The organism is Sphingobium sp. WCS2017Hpa-17 (genome assembly GCF_031843765.1).
In the GTDB taxonomy this organism is placed as follows: Bacteria; Pseudomonadota; Alphaproteobacteria; order Sphingomonadales; family Sphingomonadaceae; genus Sphingobium.
Window position 1 is genome coordinate 603,805 of the sequence record NZ_JAVTIV010000002.1, and the last position, 20,061, is coordinate 623,865.

Genomic DNA, 20,061 nt, shown 5'->3' on the forward strand with positions numbered 1-20,061 from the left:
TTTCTTTCGATCAAGGACAAGTTCCATGTTCCAGACCCCCGTATCGGATACGGGCCGACCAGTCGCGTCCATCCTCTGCGGCCTGATCGGCAGCGGCATCGCCGGATCGCGCAGCCCGCAAATGCACGAGGGCGAAGCCCGCGCGCTCGGCCTGCCCATGGTGTACCGCATCCTCGACGGCGAAGTGATGAGCTATGACGCGGCGGGCCTGCCGCGCCTCATCCCCATGCTGGCGGCCATGGGCTTCGACGGCATCAACGTCACCCATCCCTTCAAGCAGGACGTCATGCCGCTGCTCGACAGCCTGTCGCCCGCGGCCAAGGCGCTGGGCGCGGTCAACACCATCCTGTTTGAAGATGGCCGCACCTATGGCGACAATACCGACTGGTCCGGCTATCGCGCGCATTTCCTGGCCGGTCTTGGCCAGCATAAGCGCGCCCATGTGGCGATGATCGGTGCAGGCGGGGCAGCGGCGGCGGTCGGCTATGCCCATCTCGACCTGGGCGCCACCCACCTCACTTTGTTCGATCCGGCACAGGACCGGGCGCAGGCACTGGCCGATCGCCTCGCGGCGCTCTTCCCCGCCGCAAAGGTGACGGCGGCCCCCACGGCACAGGCCGCCATCAGCGGTGCCGACGGCGTGGTCCAGACATCGCCGATCGGCATGCTCAGCCATCCCGGCCTGCCCTTCGATCCCGATCTGCTGACCGCCGGTCAATGGGTGTCGGACATCATCTATTTCCCGCTCCAGACCGAATTGCTCGCCGCCGCGCAGGCGAAGGGCTGTGCGACGCTGACCGGCGGCGGCATGGCGGTGATGCAGGCGGCCCATGCCTTCGCCCTGTTCACCGGTATCGAACCGGACGCCGCGCGCATGCTGCGCGATTTCGACCGCGCCAGCGCAGGAGTTGCCGCATGATCGCCGACACCCCGCCCGCCATCGTCGTGCCCGCACCGGTCGTGCTGGCAAAAGCCGCGCAGTTGCAGGGACCATCCGCCGGCCCGCAAACACCGCCGCCAGCACCGGCCGACAAGCCCGGCTGGCGCACGCGGCTAAAGAACAAGGGCGTCGACCTCACCTTCTCCTATGTCTCCGAAAGCGCGGCCAGCATCACCGGCGGGCGGGATGGCGGCGCGGCCTATACCCAGCAATTGCTCGCCTCCGCCTCGATCGACACGGGCAAGGCGTTCGGTCTCGACGGCGGCAAGATCATCGCCACCATCATCCACCGCAAGGGCGAGGATCTGACCGCAACCCGCCTCGGCAACCTGTTCGAAGTGCAGGAATTGTTCGGCGGCGGTCAGGATCTGCGTCCGGCCGAACTCAGCTACGAACAGAAATTGAACGGCGGCAAGACCGCGCTGAAATTCGGCCTCTATCATACGGGGGACGATTTCGCGACCTTGCCCAGCGGTTGCCAGTTCCAGAATTTCGCCTTCTGCCCGCGCCCGACAACGCTTTTCTACAATAGCGGCTTTTCCGGCTTTCCGATCCCGCGCTGGGGCTTGCGCGTCCGGCAGGAGATTGCGCCGAACCTCAGCGTCACCGTGGCAGGGTTCGAGGTCAACGCCTTCCGTGCCCAGACCGGGGCAGGGTGGAAACTCGCCCCCCGCTTCGATAGCTTCGTCGTTCCGGTCGAACTGGGGCTGAAGACGGGGCAGAAGCCGGGCGGCCTGCCGGGCCTGTTCCGCGTGGGCGGGCTGGTCGACACCACCGACCGCGCCGATGTGCGCGACGATATCAACGGCGATTCCTATGTGCTCTCCGGCCTGTCGCCCGCCATGCGGCAGGAGCGCTGGAGTGCCTGGGCCATGGCGGAACAGATGATCGTCCGCTTCGGACCGGGTGATCGCGGGCTCAGCCTGTTCGGCACGCTCACTTTGTCGGACCGCCACACCGCGCGGGTGCCGACCTTCATCAGCGGCGGCTTCGTCGCACGCGGCCTGTGGGACAGCCGGCCCAAGGACAATTTCGGCCTCGGCCTCGTCTACGCCCGCGTCAATCCGCGCATCACCGATCGCCAGCGCGATCAGCTATCGCTGGGGCAGGATGTCGCGGTCCAGACGCATGAAATGAGCGGCGAAATCTTCTATGGTTGGCAGGCGACCCGCCAGTTGCTGATCCGTCCCAATCTCCAATATATCCACCGGGTCGGCGCGACTGATCGCTATCCAGATGCCGTGGTGGCCGGGGCAACGATCAAGCTCATCCTGTAAGGGCAGAGCGCTGTCCTACAGCGCACCTTCGCTGCTATCTCCCCGTTCGTTCTTCGACAGGCTCAGGACGAACGGATATTGTTCGATAATTTCCAACATCTGTTCGTAAATGTCGTATTCAGCAGGAAAAGTGCGAAGTTAACCGCCCATATTCCTACAGCGTCGCCGCCGGGGTCGCATCCGGCCGGAACCGGTTCTGCGCGGCCAGCCGCACCCCGGCATTGGGCGCGCCATAGCCGGCATAGCCCTTCGCCCGCTGGACGAACTCGAAGAAGAACAGCTTGTCGAACGCCCGGCTATACATCTGCCAGAAGCCCGCGCCATCGCCATCCTCGTCATAGAGGACGCCGTCCGCCGCCATCCGCGCCGCCATCGCCGCGTCGAGGTCGAACCGCGCGGCAAGGTCGGCATGATAATTGGCCGGTATCTCCAGCATCGCCGCGCCATTGTCCCGCAAGCCCCTGGCCGTCGCGAAAATATCGTCGGTGGTCAGCGCGACATGCTGATATCCCCCGCCCAAGCCATGGTCGAGGAAGCGGGACGAGAGGGTTTCCCGCGCATCCGATGCATTGATCGTCACCCGGAACGCGCCGTCCGCCGACTGCAACGCCTGACTATGGACCAGCCCCGACGGGTCGATCACATCCTGCGGCCCGCGCGCTTCCAGTCCGAACAGCGATCGCCAGTATAGCTGCCAGGACAGAAATTCGTCATTATGGACCACGGCGGCCAGATGGTCGATGCCGCGCACATCGGCGCCGATGGCATCCGCATCCATCTCCACCGCATCGAATTCGCGCGCCCACAGCCCCTCTACCTCATGATCGTCGATCAGATAGATCAGGCTGCCGCCGACCCCGCGCAGCGCCGGCATCGCCATCCGCCCCGGCCGCCCTTCGGGGCTATAGGCCTTGATCCCCAGCGCGGCGGCACGGTCCAGTACCGCTGCCTTGTCCTTCACCCGCACCCCGATGGCGCAGATCGACGTGCCCTGCGTCGCGCGATAGGCGCTGGCAAAACCCTTCGGCTCGGCATTGACGATCAGGTTGACGCCGCCCTGCCGCCACCGCGTCACCTTCTTGTGGCGATGCTCGCCCACCAGCGTAAAGCCTAGCGACGCAAAGCTGCTGCCCAGCCGCGCGGCGTCGCTGCCATCGGCGGTAAACTCCACAAACTCGCAACCCAGCACCGGCTGCGGCGCGGGCATGGCGGTCGGCTGGTCGATCAGCCGTTGCGCGGCGTCGCGGACATAGTCGAGCGAGCGATGCCCGTCCTCCGCCACCAGCCGCGCGGCGTTGGAACGGAAGCGATCGTTGAAGATTTCCAGGCTCAGCGGCCCGTCATAGCCGGTGCGCAATATCTCCGCCACGAAGCCCGCGACGTCCAGCCCGCCTTGCCCCGGCAGGTTGCGGAAATGGCGGCTCCAGTAAAGCAGGTCCATGTCGAGCAACGGCGCGTCCGCCAGTTGCACGAAGGCGATCTTGTCGCCCGGTATCGCCCGGATGCTCTCGCTAGGGATCTGGCGCGACAGCGAATGATAGCTGTCGAGGATGATGCCGATATGGGGATGGTCGACCGCCTCCACGATGGCCCAGGCGTCTCGATGGTCGTTGACATGCCGGCCCCAGGCCAGCGCCTCGTAGCCGACGATGATGCCACGTTCCTGCGCGATCCCGCCCAGCTCCCGGAAATCATCGACGATCCGCTCTCGCTCACCCAGCGCGGCGGGGTGACAGCTCGAACAGAAGAGGATGCGGTCGGTGCCCAACTCTTCCATCAGGTCGAACTTGGCCCGCGCCCGGTCGAAGGCGCGACGGCGCAGGTCGCCCGGCAATCCCTCGAAATCCCGGAAGGGCTGGTAGAGCAAGCAAGCCAGACCCAGATCGGCCAGCATCGCCCGTACCTCTTTCGGCGACAGGGCTGACCCGACCAGATCATTCTCGAAAATCTCCACCCCGGCAAAACCCGCAGCAGCAGCCGCTTTCAGCTTCTCTTCCAGCGTCCCGCGCAGCGATACGGTGGCGATGGCGTTCAGGGATCGGGCAATGGTCATGGCGGCTCCTCGGCAGAGCCGCCATAATCCTCTCCCCGGTCAGCATCGGCAATCGGACCGAACTGACCGGGGCATAGCTTATGGTTATACCATCCTATTTGCGCTGCGCGGGCGTGGCATCGCGGGTCGCCCGGAATTCGCTATCCGCCGACCAGTTGGGCCAGTCATGGCTGTCGGCCACGCGGCGCCCGACATTGTAAAGCAGGGTCAGGTCGCCGACCCAGCTGCTCGTATCCCAATTGGCGTCATATTCGTCGGCCGGCTGATGATAGCGATCCTTGGTATAGGCGTCCTGCAACAGCTTGCCGCGTTCGGCCCCGCCATTCACCAGTTCGCGGCCCGGATTGAAGGAAATGGCTGGCACGCCGCGCTTGGCCATCGGGAAATGGTCTGAGCGGTAGAAGCTGCCAGCCTCCGGCCGCGCGTCCGGCGTATAATGGCGACCCAGTTTCTCGCCTTCCTGCGTCAGGGTGGTCAGCAGGTCCAGTTTCGCCGCGCCCGAAATGCTGAAATTGCTCGTCTTCTCCATGCCGAACGGCCCGTCCATATTGACGACGCCGGCCGTGGTCGCCAGCGGGCGCAACGGATTGTCGGCATAATATTCGGACCCCAGCAGCCCCTTTTCCTCGGCTGTCACCGCCAGGAACAAAACGGTGCGTTCGGGCTTCGGCCCCTTGGCATAGGCGCGCGCCAGTTCCAGCAGCGCGGCGGTGCCCGACGCATTGTCCTTCGCGCCATTATAGATGGTGTCGCCCTTCGCATCGGGCGCGCCGATGCCCAGATGGTCCCAATGGGCCGAATAGATCACCGTCTCGTCGGGATATTTACTGCCCTGCACCAAACCCGCGACATTGTGCGATGTGATGATCTCCGATTTCACCGCATAGTCGGCGCTCATCGTCGCCTTCAAGGGGATAGGCTTGAAATCCTTCTTGCGCGCCGCCGCCTTCGCCGCCTCGAAATCCACGCCGGACGCGGCCAGCAGCTTGGCGGCCAGATCCTTCTGCACCCATCCTTCCATCTGGGTATGGGCGGCCTTGGGATCGGCGCGAACGATGTCGAACATGGTGTTGGTGTTGCTGTTCTTGACCGTGGCCCAGCCATAGGAAGCCGGCTCGCTCTCATGCACGACCAGAACGCCCGCCGCACCCTGCCGCGCGGCTTCCTCATATTTATAGGTCCAGCGGCCATAATAGGTCATCAGCTTGCCGCCGAAATCGCCTTCGCCGCCCTCGAAATCGGGGTCGTTGACCAGCACGACCATGATCTTGCCGTGCAAGTCCACGCCCTTGAAATCGTCCCAGCCGCGCTCTGGCGCCTTCACGCCATAGCCGACGAAGACCAGAGGCAGGTCGGCGAACTTGACCGAAGACTGGCCCGTCTCCGCCGCACGCACCGCGATCTCGCCGCCTTGCGTCAGCGTTTCAGCGCTGCCGCCGATATGCATCGAGAGGGTGGGCGTGCCGGTGATGTTCGACATGCGCAGCGGCACATCCTGGAACCAGCTGCCCTTCGGCCCGGCCGGCTTCAGCCCCGCCGCCTTCATCTGCGCGGAAATATAGTCGATCGTTTTCACTTCCGCGCGGGTCGCCGGGCCGCGGCCTTCAAAATCGTCGCTGGCCAGCGTCTTGATGTCCTGACTGACTCGCGCCACGTCGAAGCTGGGCGGAGCTGCCAGCGCGATCGCCGACGTGGAGAGCAGGCCGGCCAGCATCAGCGGGCGAACGAACTGGAAAGAGGGCAACATATTCAACTCCTTGGCGCAGGGCTGCGCAGCGAGTCGGGATCATGCCGATCAGACGGCCGATGTCGACATACTTTATACAGATGTGCAGCGAAACAAGTTCGCTAGCATATCTTATGGAAAGCCTGTAGCGCATGGCGACGACAGGAGAGGTTGCAATGATGGAAATGACCCGCAGCGAATATCGGACAGGCGATGGCCTGACTTTGGTTGCCGATGTGGGTGGTCCGGCGGATGCGGCCACGATCATGCTGCTGCATGGCGGCGGCCAGACGCGGCATAGCTGGTCGGGCGCGATGCGCCGCATGATCGGGGAGGGCTATCATGTCATCAATTTCGACGCGCGTGGCCATGGCGACAGTAGCTGGTCGGACAGTGGTGACTATTCGCTCAAGGCGCGCGGCGCGGATTTGCAAACGGTGATCGGCGATCGCCGGCCGGTCGCGCTGGTCGGCGCGTCGATGGGCGGCATGACCAGCTTCTACGCCGCCGGCATGGGGCAGGCGCCACAGGCGACCGCGCTGATATTGGTGGATATCGTCCTGCGCCCGGCGGCGGCCGGCGTGCAGAAGATTCAGGGCTTCATGAAGGCCCATGATCGCGGCTTTGCCAATATAGACGAAGCGCTGGCCGCCGTGGTCGCCTATAATCCGGAGCGAAAGGGGCAGCGCGATCCGTCCGGCCTGATGAAAAATCTGCGCCTACGCGACGATGGGCGGCTCTACTGGCATTGGGACCCGCGCATGATGGCGGCGCGTCCCAGCGCCGAACCGCCAGCCTGGACGGAGGATCTGCTCGCCGCCAGCAGCCATATCCATATTCCCACATTGCTGGTGCGCGGCGGCAAGAGCGATATCGTAGATGACGAAGGCGTGGCCGAACTGGTCCGGCTGGTCCCGCAGACCGAAGTCTATTGCGTTCCCGAAGCCGGCCATATGGTTGCGGGCGACCGCAACGATGCCTTCAATGACGGCGTGCTCGACTTCCTGCATCGCATCCGGTTCGGGCAAGTATAAAAAGGCTTCACTGATATTGATCGTAAGCTTATAATATACTAGCATAATAAAATTAACGATATGGGAGAATGGGATGGCGGTGAAGACAGGCCTGATGGCGACCCTGCTTGCCGGCGGTTCGATAATATTGGCTATGGCGCCTGCCCTTGCCCAGACGGGTGCTGACGATGCCGCGCAGGAAGGCAGCATCGGCGACATCGTCGTCACCGCGCAGCGCCGGTCGGAATCGCTCCAGAAAGTGCCGATCGCGGTGGCGGCGATCACCGGCGACGGGCTGGTGAAGGCCGGGATCGAGGGCACGACGCAACTCGCCAATGTCACGCCCGGCCTGTCGCTAGGCGGCGAACGCAGCACCATCGCCCCCTATCTGCGCGGCGTTGGGTCCAAGAACTCGGCGCCCGGCGATGAATCCGGCGTCGCCACCTATGTCGACGGCGTCTATATCGCGGCGCTTTCCGGCGTGAACCTGATCTTCAACAATATCGAGCGGATCGAGGTGCTGAAGGGGCCGCAAGGCACCCTGTTCGGCCGCAACGCCACCGGTGGCCTGATCCAGATCATCACCAAAAAGCCATCCCATGTCACCATGGTTGATGGCGAGGTCGGCTATGCCAATTACGATACTTATACAGCCAAGGCCTATGGCACCACGGGCATCAGCGACACCGTCGCGGTCGACCTGGCGGCGGTCTATGTCAATCAGGACAAGGGCTATGGTCGGAATTCCGGCAGCACGCCGGGCGTCTCTGGTCAGGAGGTGAACTGGAAGGAGGAGTGGGGCGTTCGCGGCTCCATCCTGTTCGAGCCGAGCGACGCGCTCAATTTCCGCCTGACTGGCGACTATGCCCATCGGGATTCCGACATCGGCAATGTCCGCATCATCTATCCGGGTACGCGCACGACCGGCGGATTCAGCTATGACGGCAATCAATATGGCACGATCAGCAACCTGACCTCCTTCGGCACTTTCAAGCAATGGGGCGTGTCGCTGGTCGGGGAATGGCGGATCGGCGAGGCAACGCTGAAAAGCACGACCGCCTATCGCGATTATCAGAATGATTCCCGCTACGATCAGGATGCCTCGCCCCTCGCGCTGGTCGATGCCATCCTCAAGGAATCGACAAAGTCCTTCCAACAGGAACTGGTGCTGCTGGGCACCACGGGCAGGCTCGACTACACGACGGGCCTCTTCTATTTCCATTCCAGGGCCGCGTTCGAACCGCTGGCCGTGCGCAGTGCCACCGCCGCGCTCAACAGCGCCATCCATGATGACGTGACGACCAACAGCTATGCCGCCTTCGTGCAGGGCACCTATCATCTGACGGACAGCACGCGGCTGACCGCCGGCCTGCGCTACACGCGCGACGAGCGCAGCCTGAACGGCGAGACGATCGCGCTGGCCGGTCATCCGCTGGGGGAGGGGGCGGTCATCGACACGACCGAGAATAATCCCACCCGCCCGGTCAGCCCGGCTTTCCCTGACGGCGCCTTCTCCAACGATGTCGCGTTCAAGAAGCTGACCTGGCGGCTGGCGATCGACCATCAATTGAACCGCGACATCCTGCTCTATGCGTCATGGAGCAGGGGGTTCAAAAGCGGCATCTTCAATCTGGGCGGTCCCTATTTCCCGCCGGCCCGGCCGGAAACGATCGACGCTTATGAGGCCGGCTTCAAATCCGACCTGCTTGGCCGGACGTTGCGGCTCAACATGTCGGCCTTCTATTATGACTATAAGGATTTGCAGCTCAATCGCCTGATCGCGGGGGCCAGCTTCATCTATAACGCGGCGCAGGCGCGTATCTATGGTCTGGATGCAGAAGCGATCATTGCCCCGCCGGTTTCGACGGGCGACCTGCAATTTCGCATGGGCCTGTCGCTGCTCAACAGCGAATATAGTGAGTTCAGGGATGCCCGCGTCTATACGCCGCGCGCAGCTGCCCCGTTCGGCAATGCCGAAACGATCCGCGACGCTTCGGGTAACGATCTTGTCAACGCACCGCCGGTCACGCTTAACCTAGGCGTCAATTATGACCGGCCGGTCGGCAATCTGGAGGCAGGGTTCAGCGCCAATTATCTGTTTAACAGCGGCTTCTACTGGGATCCGGGTAATCGGGAGGATGTGAAGCAGGATGGCTATGGCGTGCTGAACATGCGCGTCAGCCTGTCCGCGCCCGACCAGCGCTGGCGCATGGCGCTGTTCATGAACAATGTCACGGACGAACGCTATTTCCAGAATGTGACCGTGTCGGGGATCGGCGACAATGCCTTCTACGCGCCGCCCCGCACCTATGGCGTGACGCTGGGCTTCAAACTGGGCGGACGGTAAGGCGTCCGCGCATGGTGACCTTCATGCGTCGATGAAGGTCACCACCTGCTCCAGCGGCACCCGCGATACCGGGAAGCTGTTCACCGGCGCATCCGGATCACGATAGCCCACGGAAATACCGCAGAAGAGGATATGGTCGTCCGGTATGGCGACATGGGCGCGGATCTGTTTCTGATAGACGGCCCAGGCCTCCTGCGCGCAACTGTCCAGCCCTTCTTCGCGCAGCAACAGCATCAGGCTTTGCAACCACATGCCGACATCGGCCCATTGCGGCGGCCCCATATAGCGCGGCATATGCACCAGCATCAGCAGCGGCGCGCCGAACGCGCGATAATTGCGCCCGAATTGCGCCAGCCGCCCGGCCTTGTCCACCCGCGCGACATTCAGTGCCGCATACATGCTCTCGCCCACCTCATGCCGGCTGGCGGCATAGCGGTCGGCCAGCGCTTCGGGGTAGATGACATAATCGCCATTATGCGCGGCGCGCCCCTGCGGCAACACGCTGGCCAGATCGTCGCACAGCCGGGCCAGCGTGTCGCCGCCTACGACATGCAGGTTCCAGGGTTGCAGGTTCCCGCCCGACGGCGACCGCTGCGCCTTGTCCAGCACCCGTTCCAGTACCGCTCGATCGACCGGATCGGGCAGGAACTGGCGGATCGACCGCCGCGTCGTCACGGCCTCTGTCACGTTCACGGCGTCACCCCCTCCATCGGCCGGAATATCGTCATGTCCGCCTCGACCATGAAGACGCGCACCGACTCCGGCAGCAGAAATTCTGTCTCATCGGCGATCCGCTGTCGATGCACATCCGGGTCCGCCATCTCCCGCATCGTTTCCTCTGCCGTGGCTCTGTCCTCATAGAAGACCTCGGAAATCACGTCATAGTCGCCGGGATGGTCCGGATCGGGATGGATCACGAAATTGCGCCGATGGATCGCCGCGCCATGGGCGAGCAGGCGGTTCATCAGATGCACATGATGGTTGGAATAATAGTCGCGAAACGCCGCGAAGCTGATGTCCGGGCGCTTGCTTGCCAGCACGATCACCTTGAACATCAGAGCGACCGGGCGACGATCACGCGCATGATCTCCGCCGTCCCGGCAAAGATGCGATGCAGCCGCGCGGCGGTGAACAGGCGCGACACCGGATATTCGTCCATATAGCCCGCGCCGCCGTGCAGTTGCACGCATGTGTCCATGATCCGCCCCTCCATTTCGGGCAGCCACATTTTTGCCATCGCGCATTTCAGCGTATCGAGCCGTCCCTGCGCCTGATAATCCCGGATGACGTCGTCCAGGAAGGCGCGACCGACTGCCAGTTCCGTCTTCATCTCCGCCAGCTTGAACTGCGTATTCTGGAAATCGAAGATGGTCTGGCCGAACGCCTTGCGGTTCTTCACGAATTCGATCGTCTCCTCCAGCGCCCGTTGCGATGCGGCATGGGCGATCAGCGGCCAGGTGATCCGGTCCATGTTCACGCCGCCCAGACACAGCGCCATGCCGCGCCCTTCCTCGCCCAGCAGATTGCTCACCGGTACGCGCACTTCGTCAAAGCTGATCTCGCCGGTGTTGGAGGCGTTGACGCCCATCTTCTTGAGCGCATGGCCACGCTTGAAGCCGGGACGGTCGGCCTCCACGATGATCATCGACAGCCCCTTCGATCCCGGCGCGTCGCTGGTTCGGGCGACCACCATGAAGGCGTCGGCGATCGACGCCTGCGAGATATAGGTCTTGGCACCGGTGATGACATAGTCATCCCCTTCGCGCCGTGCGGCGGTGCGGATCGAGGATACGTCGCTGCCGCTGTCCGGCTCGGTGATGGCCAGCCCGAACAGCATCTCGCCGCGCACCATGGCCGGCAGATATTTCTGCCGCTGCTCTTCATTGGCTGAGCGATACAGGATTTCGCTGGTGCCATCGGCAATCAGCGACGGCGCCATCGCCGCGCCCGCCGGGCTATAGCCGATCTCCTCTGCGATCACGAGACGATACAGGAAGTCGCCGCCCGGCCCGCCATAGGCTTCAGGAACGTCCACGCCCAGCAGGCCCGCTTCGGCCGCCTTGGTCCAGAAACTGCGCGGGATCGCATGATCCTCGACCCACTGGTCGACATGCGGCTCGATTTCCGTCGCGATGAAATGACGCACCGTTTCCCGAAACATCTGATGTTCGGACGTCCAGAGCGACTCCGTTGACTGATAGGCCATATATCCTCCCCATGATTCCATGTTATTCGCTAGCATATATTACACCAGCATGTTAAATCGCGGTCAAGCCGGGAGAGACAGGATATGCTGACAATATATGGAACCAAGCCGAGCCGCGTCGCGCGCTGCCTCTGGGCGCTGGAGGAACTGGGCCTGCCCTATCGCCAGCTACCCGTACCTGACAGCAAGGCGGCCGAGTTCCTCGCGCTCAATCCGATGGGCAAGGTGCCCGTGCTGGTCGACGGTGATTTCATCCTGACGGAATCGGTCGCGATCACCGCCTATCTGGCGACGCTGACGCCGAACGCACTGCTGCCGACCGACGCCCAGAGCCGCGCGCGGATGGACCAGTGGACCAGTTGGGCCATTACGGAGGTCGAATTTCATTTCACCGTCATGGTCCGCGAAATCCGTCGGGCTGGCCAAGCGGGGGAGACGCCCGACGGCGCGATCGTCGGCGCCTGCCTGTCGGGTGTGACCGATACGCTGGGCGCATTGGAACGGCATCTGGCGGCGGGCCATGCCTATGTCGCGGGTAACGCCTTCACCCTGGGCGATATCAACACCGCCTTCCCGATCGCCGGCATCGCCCCGCGCATCGACATGACGCGCTTCCCTGCCATTGCCGACTGGCTGGCGCGCTGCACGGCCCGCCCGGCCTGGCAGCGGGTGCAGGCGATCGACGACAGCGCCCTGCTGGCAGCCTGACCGTTCAGTCGAACCGTCGCCGCACATGATGCGCGGCGACCATGAACAGCAGGCCCGACAGCAAGGTGAAGCCAGTCGCCACGGTCAGCGCCCAGCGCAGGCTTTCCGCGCCGTAGGCGGGCATCAGCCGATCGCTGAGCATGCCGACGAACAGCGGGATCAGACCCTGCCCGATCAAGGCGTTCAGCACATTGGAACAGGCGCCGGCCATCCCGCGCTGACGGGCGGAACAGACGCTCTGCATCGTCGCCTGAAAGGCCGGGGCGTAGATGACGGCCAACCCCATGGCGAGGAAGCAGGCCCCCAGCGCCGCCCCGGTCGACCCGCTCCACAATATGGTCAGCAACACCGGCACCAGCAGCATATTCGCGACGATACAAATCCACATCGGCGCCGCCAGATGCCGCGCAGCCAGTCGGTTGCCCAGCCAGCCGCCGACCAGCATGCCCGCGATCAGGCCGAAACTCGCCGCCGGCCCGAACAGGAAGCCGACCTGCTGCTGCGCCATGCCATGCAGGCGGATGAAATATTGCGGTAGCCAGATCAGCATGCCCAGGCTGCTGAACACGCCGAAGCTGGCTGCGGCGCACAGCCAGACATAGGCCCGGTTATGCCACAGCTGCCCCAGCGTCCGGCCTAGCGGGGCAGGCGCTTCCGCATCGGCATCATATTGCCCCCGCGGCGCATCCGGCATGCAAAAGAAAATCAGCGCTGCCAGGATCATGCCGGGTACGGAAGCGACCCAGAAAGCGGCGCGCCAGCCATGTTGGGTGGCGATCCAGCTGGCCGTGACGAAGCTGGCCAGCATGCCGATATTGCCGCCGACCTGAAACAAAGCGAGCGCCAGCGCTCGGCGCTGCGGCGGGAAATGATCGCTGAGCAGCGACATGCCCGCCGGATTGGCGCCCCCTTCGCCAATGCCCACGCCCGCCCGCGCGACGGCCAGCAGTGCGAAGCTTTTGGCAAAGCCGCACAGCGCCGTCATCGCGCTCCACAAGGCGATGACGAAGGCGATCAGGCCGCGCCGCCCGCGACTGTCCGCCAGCCGCCCGAAGACGAGGCTCGCCACCGCATAGACCAGCACGAAGGCCGGCCCGGTCAGCAGCGCATATTGCGTATCGCTCAGCGCAAATTCCAGCCGCAACGGCTGGGACAGGACGACCACCAGCAGCCGGTCATAATAGTTCATCAGGTTCATCGCCGCGAGCAGCGCCAGCGCCACCCAGGCGCCGCCGCGACGCATCACTTGATCTCCGCCGTGCAGCGATCCAGCACCATCAGGTCGTCGCGATTGGGCACGACTGCGCGGAAACGCACCGTGCCCGGCCCGCTGCCCCAAAATTCGAAGCGGATGCGGTCGCCCGGCAGGACCGGCCGGCTGAACCGCACCGCCATCGCTCCAAACCGCGTCGGGTCCATGCCGCAAAATTGCTTCAGCAGCGCATAACCGGCCATGCCCTTGGTCGACAGGCCATGCAGGATCGGCCGGGGGAAGCCGGCAACCTTCGCCACATCCGGGTCGATATGCAGCGGGTTGAGGTCGCCCGACAGGCGATAGATGAGCGGCTGGATTTCGGTCGCCTGCACCTCCACGGCGCTGTCCGGCGCACTGTCCGGCAATTTCGCCAGATCGGCCGGCACCTCGCCCCAGTCGCCACAACCGCCATCGCCGCGCAGCATCAGCGTGTTGGTGACGGTCGCGATCGCCTGTCCGCTCTGCGCATCCGTCACCTGCTTGCGCTGGTGCAGCATCGCCCCGCGTTCGCCCATGTCGCGGACGCCCATGATATGATGGCTGGCCCTGATCCGTCCTTCTGGCGGCAGCGGCGCGTGCATCTCCAGCCGCTGCTCGGCGTGGAGCAGCTTCTTCCAGTCGATGCCATAGTCCGGGTCGCGCGCCCACATGCCCGGATGCCCCAGCACATTGGCGTAAGTGGGCGATGCCTTCAGCCGCTCCTCGAACAGATAGTCGATATGGCCCGCGTCCAGCGGTTTCGATCCGAAACCGACGCCAAGGGCATAGAGGATCGTGTCCCGACTGGTATAATTCTGCTCAGTATCAGGAAAGTGGCGATTGACGACTTTATTAAGGTCCATGAACTCTTCCTTCAATAGCTTTTCGGCAGGCCAAGAACCTTCTCGCCGATGAAGCTCATGATCATCTGTTCGGTGACGGGCGCGATGCGCAACAATATGCTCTCGCGGAACAGGCGTTCGACCTGATATTCCTTGGAATAACCCATGCCGCCATGGAACATCACTGCGCGGGTGCAGGCGTCGAAGCCGGCGCGCGCGGCCAGAAACTTGGCGCTGTTCGCCTCCGCGCCGCAACTCTTGCCCGCATCATAAAGCCAGGCCGCCCGCATCACCATCCAGAAGGCGGATTCCAGCGCCATCCAGCTTTCGGCCAGCGGATGCTGGATACCCTGATTCATGCCGATCGGCCGGCCGAACACATGGCGGTCCTGCGCATATTGCGCGATCCGCTTCAGCGCCCCCTGCCCATTGCCGACGGCTTCCGACGCGACCAATATCCGTTCGGGATTGAGCGAGTGCAGGATATAATGGAAACCCTTGCCTTCCTCCCCGATCAAATCCTCATCCGGCACGAAATAATCGTCGATGAAGGTCGTGTTCGAATCGACGGCGTTGCGTCCCATTTTCGGAATACGCCGCACCTCGATCTTGCTGTGGTCGAGGTCGGTGTAGAAGAAACTCATCCCATCGGTCGGCCGCTTGCACTGGTCCTTGGGCGTCGTGCGCGCCAATATCACGATCTTGTTCGCGACCTGTCCCGATGACGTCCATATCTTGCGGCCGGTAATCCGATATCCACCCGGCACCTTGGTCGCGAAGGTCTTGATGCTGGTCGTATCCAACCCGGCATCCGGCTCGGTCACGCCGAAACAGGCCTTGTCCGTCCCTGCGATCAGGGGTTTCAGCATCCGTTCCTTCTGCTCGGGCGTGCCGAACACGACCACGGCATGCGGCCCGAACAGGTTCAAATGGATGGTCGATGCCGCCGAATAGCCGCCCGATCCCTGACAGATGCGGTTCATCATGATCGCCGCTTCGGTGACGCCCAGCCCCGATCCGCCCAGTTCCTCCGGCATGGTAATGCCCAGATAGCCGCCTTGTGCCAGCGCGGCGTGGAATTCATGCGGAAACTCGCCGCTCTGGTCGAGTTTCGACCAATATTCGTCACCAAACTGGTCGACGATACGACCCACGCCATCGCGGACCGATTGCTGGGTTTCATTCAGTTCTATTTCCATGACTGGTCCCCCTTCAGGCGAAGATCTTGCGGCTGATGATTTCGCGCATCACTTCGGACGATCCGCCGGCAATCTTGCGGATACGGCTGTCGATGAAGGCATGGGCGATGGGATATTCCAGCATATAGCCGGCGCCGCCGTAAAATTGCAGGCATTCGTCGGCGATCCGCCATTGCAGTTCGCCCGCCAGCATCTTGGCCATGGCCGCCGTCTCATTATCGAGCGCCTTGTCCACCGCCAGTTCGACGCAGCGGTCGACGAACACCTGCATCGCCTGCGTCTGCGCCACCATTTCCGCGATCTTGAAACGGGTATTCTGGAAATCCGACACCGGCTTGCCGAAGATCATGCGGTCCTTGGTATAGGCGATGGTGCTGTCCAGCATCCCCTTGCACATGCCGATCGCATGGACCGCGATCGACAGCCGTTCCTCGGCCAGATTATGCACGGCGATGCCCATGCCCTGACCTTCAGCGCCGATGCGGTTGGTCACTGGTACGCGCACGTCGGAGAAGAAGAGTTCGGACGTATCCTGCGCCAGCAGCCCGAATTTTTCCAGATTGCGCCCGCGTGAGAATCCCGGCCGGTCGGTTTCCACGACGATGAAGCTCATGCCCCGTGCGCCCGCCGCCGGATCGGTCTTGCAGGCGAGGATGACGATGCTGGCCAGTTGCCCATTGGAAATATAGGTTTTCTGCCCGTTGATGACATAGTCATCGCCATCGCGCACCGCGCTGGTCTTGACGGCTTTGAGGTCGCTGCCCGCGCCGGGTTCACTCAGGCCCAGCGCCGCGATCGTCTCGCCCAACACCATGCCGGGAATCCAGCGGGCCTTCTGCTCCTCGCTCGCGAAATTCAGGATATAGTTGGCGGCCATGTCGCTATGCACGGCAAAGCCCGGCCCGGTCGCCCCGGCATAGCCCAGTTCCTCGGTAAAGACGGCGTTATATTTATAATCCGCGCCCGCCCCGCCAAATGCCTCCGGCGCGTTGGAACAGAGGAAGCCCGCCGCACCCGCCTTGCGCCACACCTCGCGCGACACCACGCCATCCTCCTCCCACTGACGATGATAGGGGGTGATCTCGCTCTCGATGAAGCGGCGTACCGCATCGCGGTACATCTCATGCTCTTCGCCATAAAGGGGGCGGGGTAGGGTCTTCACGTTGCGTCTCTCCGTGTCGGAAAAAATGGAAATGTCAGGCGATGCCGCGCCCGGTCAGGCCGCCATGATTGCCCTGCGCTTCAAAACCGTAGGGGGCGTATCGGCCGTTCAGGAATATCTCGAACTGCGACCGGCCATGGCGCACCCGGCCATCCGGCGCAGTCAGCGTGACGCGCGCATAATGTTCGACGCCAAAGACGGTTTTCGTCTCGCCATTGCCGGGGAAGCGATGCTCGCAGGGCTGGCATGAGAAATCATATTCGTCCCACTCCATCGCGGGACTGCGACCATGCCAGGTGTGGATCGTGCCGCCATCATGCCAGGCACCGACATGATAGCCGATCTGCCCCAGCACATGCGGCGGATGCGGACAATCGAAGCTAACCGTCCAGCGCTCGCCCTTTGTATCAGTCAGCGTCACGACGCCATCGGTCACCGACCGCGTGCCGGGTCGCCAGTTGAACTGATGATCATAGTCGACCAGCCCAAGCTTGCCGCCGTCCCAGCCATAGTCGATCGATCCTTCGAACGGCACGCCAAAGGCGTCGTTCAGCACCTGCCTTTGCCCGTCCGGTCCTTCGTGGAAATGGAAATAGCTGGAGATATCCTCCGCCTCGATAAAAGCGGAAAAGCGCAGCGCGCGCGGCACCGCCACAGGTTCGGCGGGCGGCAGCCATTGCGGCGCGGCGCCAAGTGGCGGGCGACTTTCATAAATGCCCCAGGACCGGTCGCGCGATCCGCCCCATGGCGCCTCCTGCGGCATCTCGAAGCGCTGGCCCGCCACCTCCATCCAGCCGGTGCAGCGCCCGACCTGATGATAGCGGCTCTGGTCGGTGGTGAAGCGCCCGGCCTTCACCGCGCGATGGTGCATGGCAAGGTGACAGGGCGACAGCCCCTGCCATAGGATGTCGAACGCGATCTCCGACTCGTTGGGTTCGCAGATCAGCCGGATGGCCTTCAGCGGCTCGACAAATTCATAGCGCAGCGGCCCGATCGCCACCGAAAAATCGTCGCGCCACACCCGGCTGAGCCGCAGCGCCCGCTGCACCCCGCGCAGGTTGCTGTTCACATAGCCGCCGATGATATTGCTGTTGGGCGCGACCCGCATGCCGGTCCATACCGATGCGCCGCTTTCCACATCATAGGCCAGGAAATAATAGCCATCGTCCCAGGCCGGATCGCTGTTGGGCACATAGGACATGGGATAGGGCGTAGCGTGGAACGGATATTCGTCCCCCGGCGTCAACGCCATCTTCTCGAACAGTTCCTCGGCCATCCTGCTCCCTTTCCGTAACAGCCTGTGTCGGCTGATCGGGGTGCTGCCCGTTGACAGCCCCCTTGCGCTCAAATAAGCGATGAAGCATATAGTTTGCAACATCACAATTAGGATGTGTCCTAATTTTAGAGAAGAAGGAGGGGCCGATGGGCATCTGTGAAGGACGGGTCGCAATCGTGACGGGCGCGGGGCGCGGCGTGGGGCGCGCCTATGCGCTCAAGCTGGCGGAGGAAGGCGCGAAGGTCGTCGTCAACGATCTGGGCGGCACTGCGGCCGGCGACGGCGCGGACCTTTCACCCGCGCAGGAAGTGGTGGAGGAAATCCGCAAGGCCGGCGGCGAGGCGATCGTGAACGGCGCCGATATATCCGACTGGGCGCAGGCGCAGGCGATGGTGCAGCAGGCGATCGATACCTTCGGCGGGCTCGACATTTTGGTCAACAATGCGGGCATCCTGCGCGATCGCATGATGGTCAACATGTCGGAGGATGACTGGGATCTGGTCATCAAGGTGCATCTGAAGGGCACTTTTGCGCCCTGCCACCATGCCGCGAATTACTGGCGTCTGGAAAGCAAGGCGGGTCGCCAGCGCGACGCGCGGATCATCAATACCAGTTCCGGCTCCGGCCTGTTCGGCAATATCGGCCAGGCCAATTATGGCGCGGCAAAGGCCGGTATCGCTTCCTTCACGCTCATCACCGCGCGCGAATTGTCGCGCATCGGCGTCACCGTGAACGCGCTGGCGCCCCGCGCCCAAACCCGCATGACCGAAGGGCTGCGCGAAGTATCCGGCGAAATGCTGGAGCGGCGCGACCCCGAATGGATCGCCGCACTGGTCGCCTTCCTTGCCAGCCCGGCTGCGTCCGACATCACCGGTCGCATTTTCGCGGAAGCCTGGGGCTTTGGCTATACGGTCGGCGACGGCTGGAAACATGGCCCTCGCGCCGCCGCCTCGCGCGATGCCAGTGAGGTGGAAGGGCCGCTACGCCATGCGCTCGCCGCTGCCGGCTATAATGCCGGGATCGAGCGCGACACCTTCGTCAATCCCTGAGCGGGAGAGCGATCATGAAGATCATCCGCGCCCATGATTTCGGCGGACCCGACCGGCTGGTGATGGAAGACATCGACCTGCCGCTTCCGGGACCGGGTCAATTGCGCCTGCGTGTGCAAGGCGTCGGCGTGAACCCGGTCGACTGGAAACTGCTCAGCGGCAAGGCCCCCGTGCTGCCGCCGCTGCCGCTCGTTCCCGGTGGGGATGTGGCGGGGGTCGTGGACGCGGTGGGAGATGGGGTCGAAGGCTGGAGCGTGGGTGATCCGGCCTTTGCTCATCCGGGGCTGACGGGCGGCTATGTCGAATCGATCCTGATCGATGCTGCGGCCTGCGCCGTCAGCCCCAGGGGATTGAGCGCCCCGCAAGCGGCGGGTCTGCCGCTGGTCGCGCTGACCGCCTGGCAGGGGCTCGCGGCGGACGGCCGCGACCTGAATGGCCTGCATGTGCTGGTCCATAATGCGGCCGGCGGCGTCGGCATGGCGGCAGTGCAGATCGTCAAGGCGCGGGGCGGTCGCGTCACCGGCACGGCCTCGGCCGCCAATGCCGACTATGTCCGCGCGCTCGGCGCCGACGCCGTGGTCGATTTCCGCACCGATCCGCCTGACGGACAGGCGCAGGACGTCGATATATTGCTCGATCTGGTCGGCAATTCGCAGGAAAGCGGCCTCTGGTCGCTCGTCAGGCCCGGTGGCTCGGTCATCCGTATCGCCGGCGGGCCGAAAGCGCGCGATGTCGAGGAGGTGGACGGCGTGCGCGCCTACAAGGTGCGTGTGCGCCCCAACGGCGCACAGTTGCGGGAAATCGCGGCGCTGGCCGATCGCGGCGCGCTCAAGGTGGAGATCGCCCGAACCTTCCCCTTCACGCAGGCCGCCGACGCCCTGCGCGCCAGCATGGGCGGCCATGTCCGTGGCAAGATCGTGCTGGCAGTCGATTAAATCGCGACGCTCGCCGGAAAGCTGTTGCGGAAAAGGTTCGCATGCGTATCATGCGTGGGCGAATTGGTCGGATTCGACCACATAAGGAGAGAGA

17 protein-coding genes are annotated in these 20,061 nt (G+C 63.6%); 7 read left to right on the top strand and 10 right to left on the bottom strand.

The genetic code is table 11. The features are described 5' to 3' along the window. Window positions 1-25 precede the first annotated feature (25 nt). Together RQH62_RS06785 and RQH62_RS06790 are read left to right on the top strand one after the other, a co-directional pair. The gene (locus RQH62_RS06785; RefSeq protein WP_311267987.1) at window positions 26-919 is read left to right on the top strand and encodes a shikimate dehydrogenase; all 894 of its coding nucleotides are present in this window, start codon (window positions 26-28) and stop codon (window positions 917-919) included. Continuing rightward, on the top strand, window positions 916-2,217 hold the full coding sequence (locus RQH62_RS06790) for a carbohydrate porin (RefSeq protein ID WP_311267988.1): 1,302 nt from the start codon (window positions 916-918) through the stop codon (window positions 2,215-2,217). The genes RQH62_RS06785 and RQH62_RS06790 overlap by 4 nt, the downstream gene beginning before the upstream one ends. Window positions 2,218-2,371: 154 nt before the next feature. Here the strand turns inward: RQH62_RS06790 and RQH62_RS06795 are convergent, their stop codons facing one another. After that, complete coding sequence (locus tag RQH62_RS06795; protein WP_311267989.1) at window positions 2,372-4,270, bottom strand: TIM barrel protein; 1,899 nt, start codon at window positions 4,268-4,270, stop codon at window positions 2,372-2,374. A 94-nt stretch (window positions 4,271-4,364) separates the two neighbouring features. Next, entirely contained in the window at window positions 4,365-6,017 is a 1,653-nt protein-coding gene (locus RQH62_RS06800; RefSeq protein ID WP_311267990.1) for a M28 family peptidase, read from the bottom strand. A gap of 155 nt (window positions 6,018-6,172) precedes the next feature. On the opposite strand from RQH62_RS06800, the gene RQH62_RS06805 reads away from it, so the two are divergent. Both RQH62_RS06805 and RQH62_RS06810 read left to right on the top strand, forming a co-directional pair. Continuing rightward, window positions 6,173-7,030, top strand: coding sequence for an alpha/beta hydrolase (locus RQH62_RS06805; protein WP_311267991.1), 858 nt, complete (start codon window positions 6,173-6,175; stop codon window positions 7,028-7,030). Between the two features lie 73 nt (window positions 7,031-7,103). Then, complete coding sequence (locus tag RQH62_RS06810; protein WP_311267992.1) at window positions 7,104-9,356, top strand: TonB-dependent receptor; 2,253 nt, start codon at window positions 7,104-7,106, stop codon at window positions 9,354-9,356. 21 nt (window positions 9,357-9,377) lie between these two features. On the opposite strand, the gene RQH62_RS06815 is transcribed toward RQH62_RS06810, so the two are convergent. The 3 genes from RQH62_RS06815 to RQH62_RS06825 are packed head-to-tail and all read right to left on the bottom strand — an operon-like array spanning window position 9,378 to window position 11,562. After that, window positions 9,378-10,049: a nitroreductase gene (locus RQH62_RS06815; protein ID WP_311267993.1), complete on the bottom strand. Its 672-nt coding sequence runs from the start codon at window positions 10,047-10,049 to the stop codon at window positions 9,378-9,380. Further along, entirely contained in the window at window positions 10,046-10,411 is a 366-nt protein-coding gene (locus RQH62_RS06820; RefSeq protein ID WP_311267994.1) for an EthD domain-containing protein, read from the bottom strand. Before RQH62_RS06820 ends, RQH62_RS06815 begins: the two co-directional genes overlap by 4 nt. After that, complete coding sequence (locus RQH62_RS06825) at window positions 10,411-11,562, bottom strand: acyl-CoA dehydrogenase family protein (RefSeq protein ID WP_311267995.1); 1,152 nt, start codon at window positions 11,560-11,562, stop codon at window positions 10,411-10,413. Before RQH62_RS06825 ends, RQH62_RS06820 begins: the two co-directional genes overlap by 1 nt. An 84-nt stretch (window positions 11,563-11,646) precedes the next feature. Here RQH62_RS06825 and RQH62_RS06830 point away from each other — a divergent pair, with 84 nt between their 5' ends. Further along, entirely contained in the window at window positions 11,647-12,270 is a 624-nt protein-coding gene (locus RQH62_RS06830) for a glutathione S-transferase family protein (RefSeq protein ID WP_311267996.1), read from the top strand. 4 nt (window positions 12,271-12,274) lie between these two features. Here RQH62_RS06830 and RQH62_RS06835 read toward each other — a convergent pair whose 3' ends face one another. From RQH62_RS06835 to RQH62_RS06855, 5 genes are read right to left on the bottom strand one after another with little or no spacing between them, the layout of a single operon-like run. Further along, window positions 12,275-13,513 carry an MFS transporter gene (locus RQH62_RS06835; RefSeq protein ID WP_311267997.1) on the bottom strand — a complete coding sequence of 413 codons (1,239 nt, stop codon included), beginning with the start codon at window positions 13,511-13,513 and terminating at the stop codon, window positions 12,275-12,277. After that, window positions 13,513-14,367, bottom strand: coding sequence for a MaoC/PaaZ C-terminal domain-containing protein (locus RQH62_RS06840; protein WP_311267998.1), 855 nt, complete (start codon window positions 14,365-14,367; stop codon window positions 13,513-13,515). The genes RQH62_RS06835 and RQH62_RS06840 overlap by 1 nt, the downstream gene beginning before the upstream one ends. 11 nt (window positions 14,368-14,378) lie before the next feature. After that, window positions 14,379-15,545, bottom strand: coding sequence for an acyl-CoA dehydrogenase family protein (locus RQH62_RS06845; protein ID WP_311267999.1), 1,167 nt, complete (start codon window positions 15,543-15,545; stop codon window positions 14,379-14,381). A gap of 13 nt (window positions 15,546-15,558) precedes the next feature. Further along, complete coding sequence (locus tag RQH62_RS06850; protein WP_311268000.1) at window positions 15,559-16,707, bottom strand: acyl-CoA dehydrogenase family protein; 1,149 nt, start codon at window positions 16,705-16,707, stop codon at window positions 15,559-15,561. 34 nt (window positions 16,708-16,741) lie between these two features. Continuing rightward, entirely contained in the window at window positions 16,742-17,983 is a 1,242-nt protein-coding gene (locus RQH62_RS06855) for a hypothetical protein (RefSeq protein ID WP_311268001.1), read from the bottom strand. 146 nt (window positions 17,984-18,129) lie between these two features. Between RQH62_RS06855 and RQH62_RS06860 the strand changes: the two genes are divergently transcribed. Both RQH62_RS06860 and RQH62_RS06865 read left to right on the top strand, forming a co-directional pair. Next, entirely contained in the window at window positions 18,130-19,032 is a 903-nt protein-coding gene (locus tag RQH62_RS06860; protein ID WP_311268002.1) for an SDR family oxidoreductase, read from the top strand. A gap of 14 nt (window positions 19,033-19,046) precedes the next feature. Continuing rightward, window positions 19,047-19,967 (top strand): NADP-dependent oxidoreductase, encoded by a 921-nt coding sequence (locus RQH62_RS06865; protein WP_311268003.1) that lies wholly within the window; start codon window positions 19,047-19,049, stop codon window positions 19,965-19,967. Window positions 19,968-20,061: the final 94 nt, after the last annotated feature.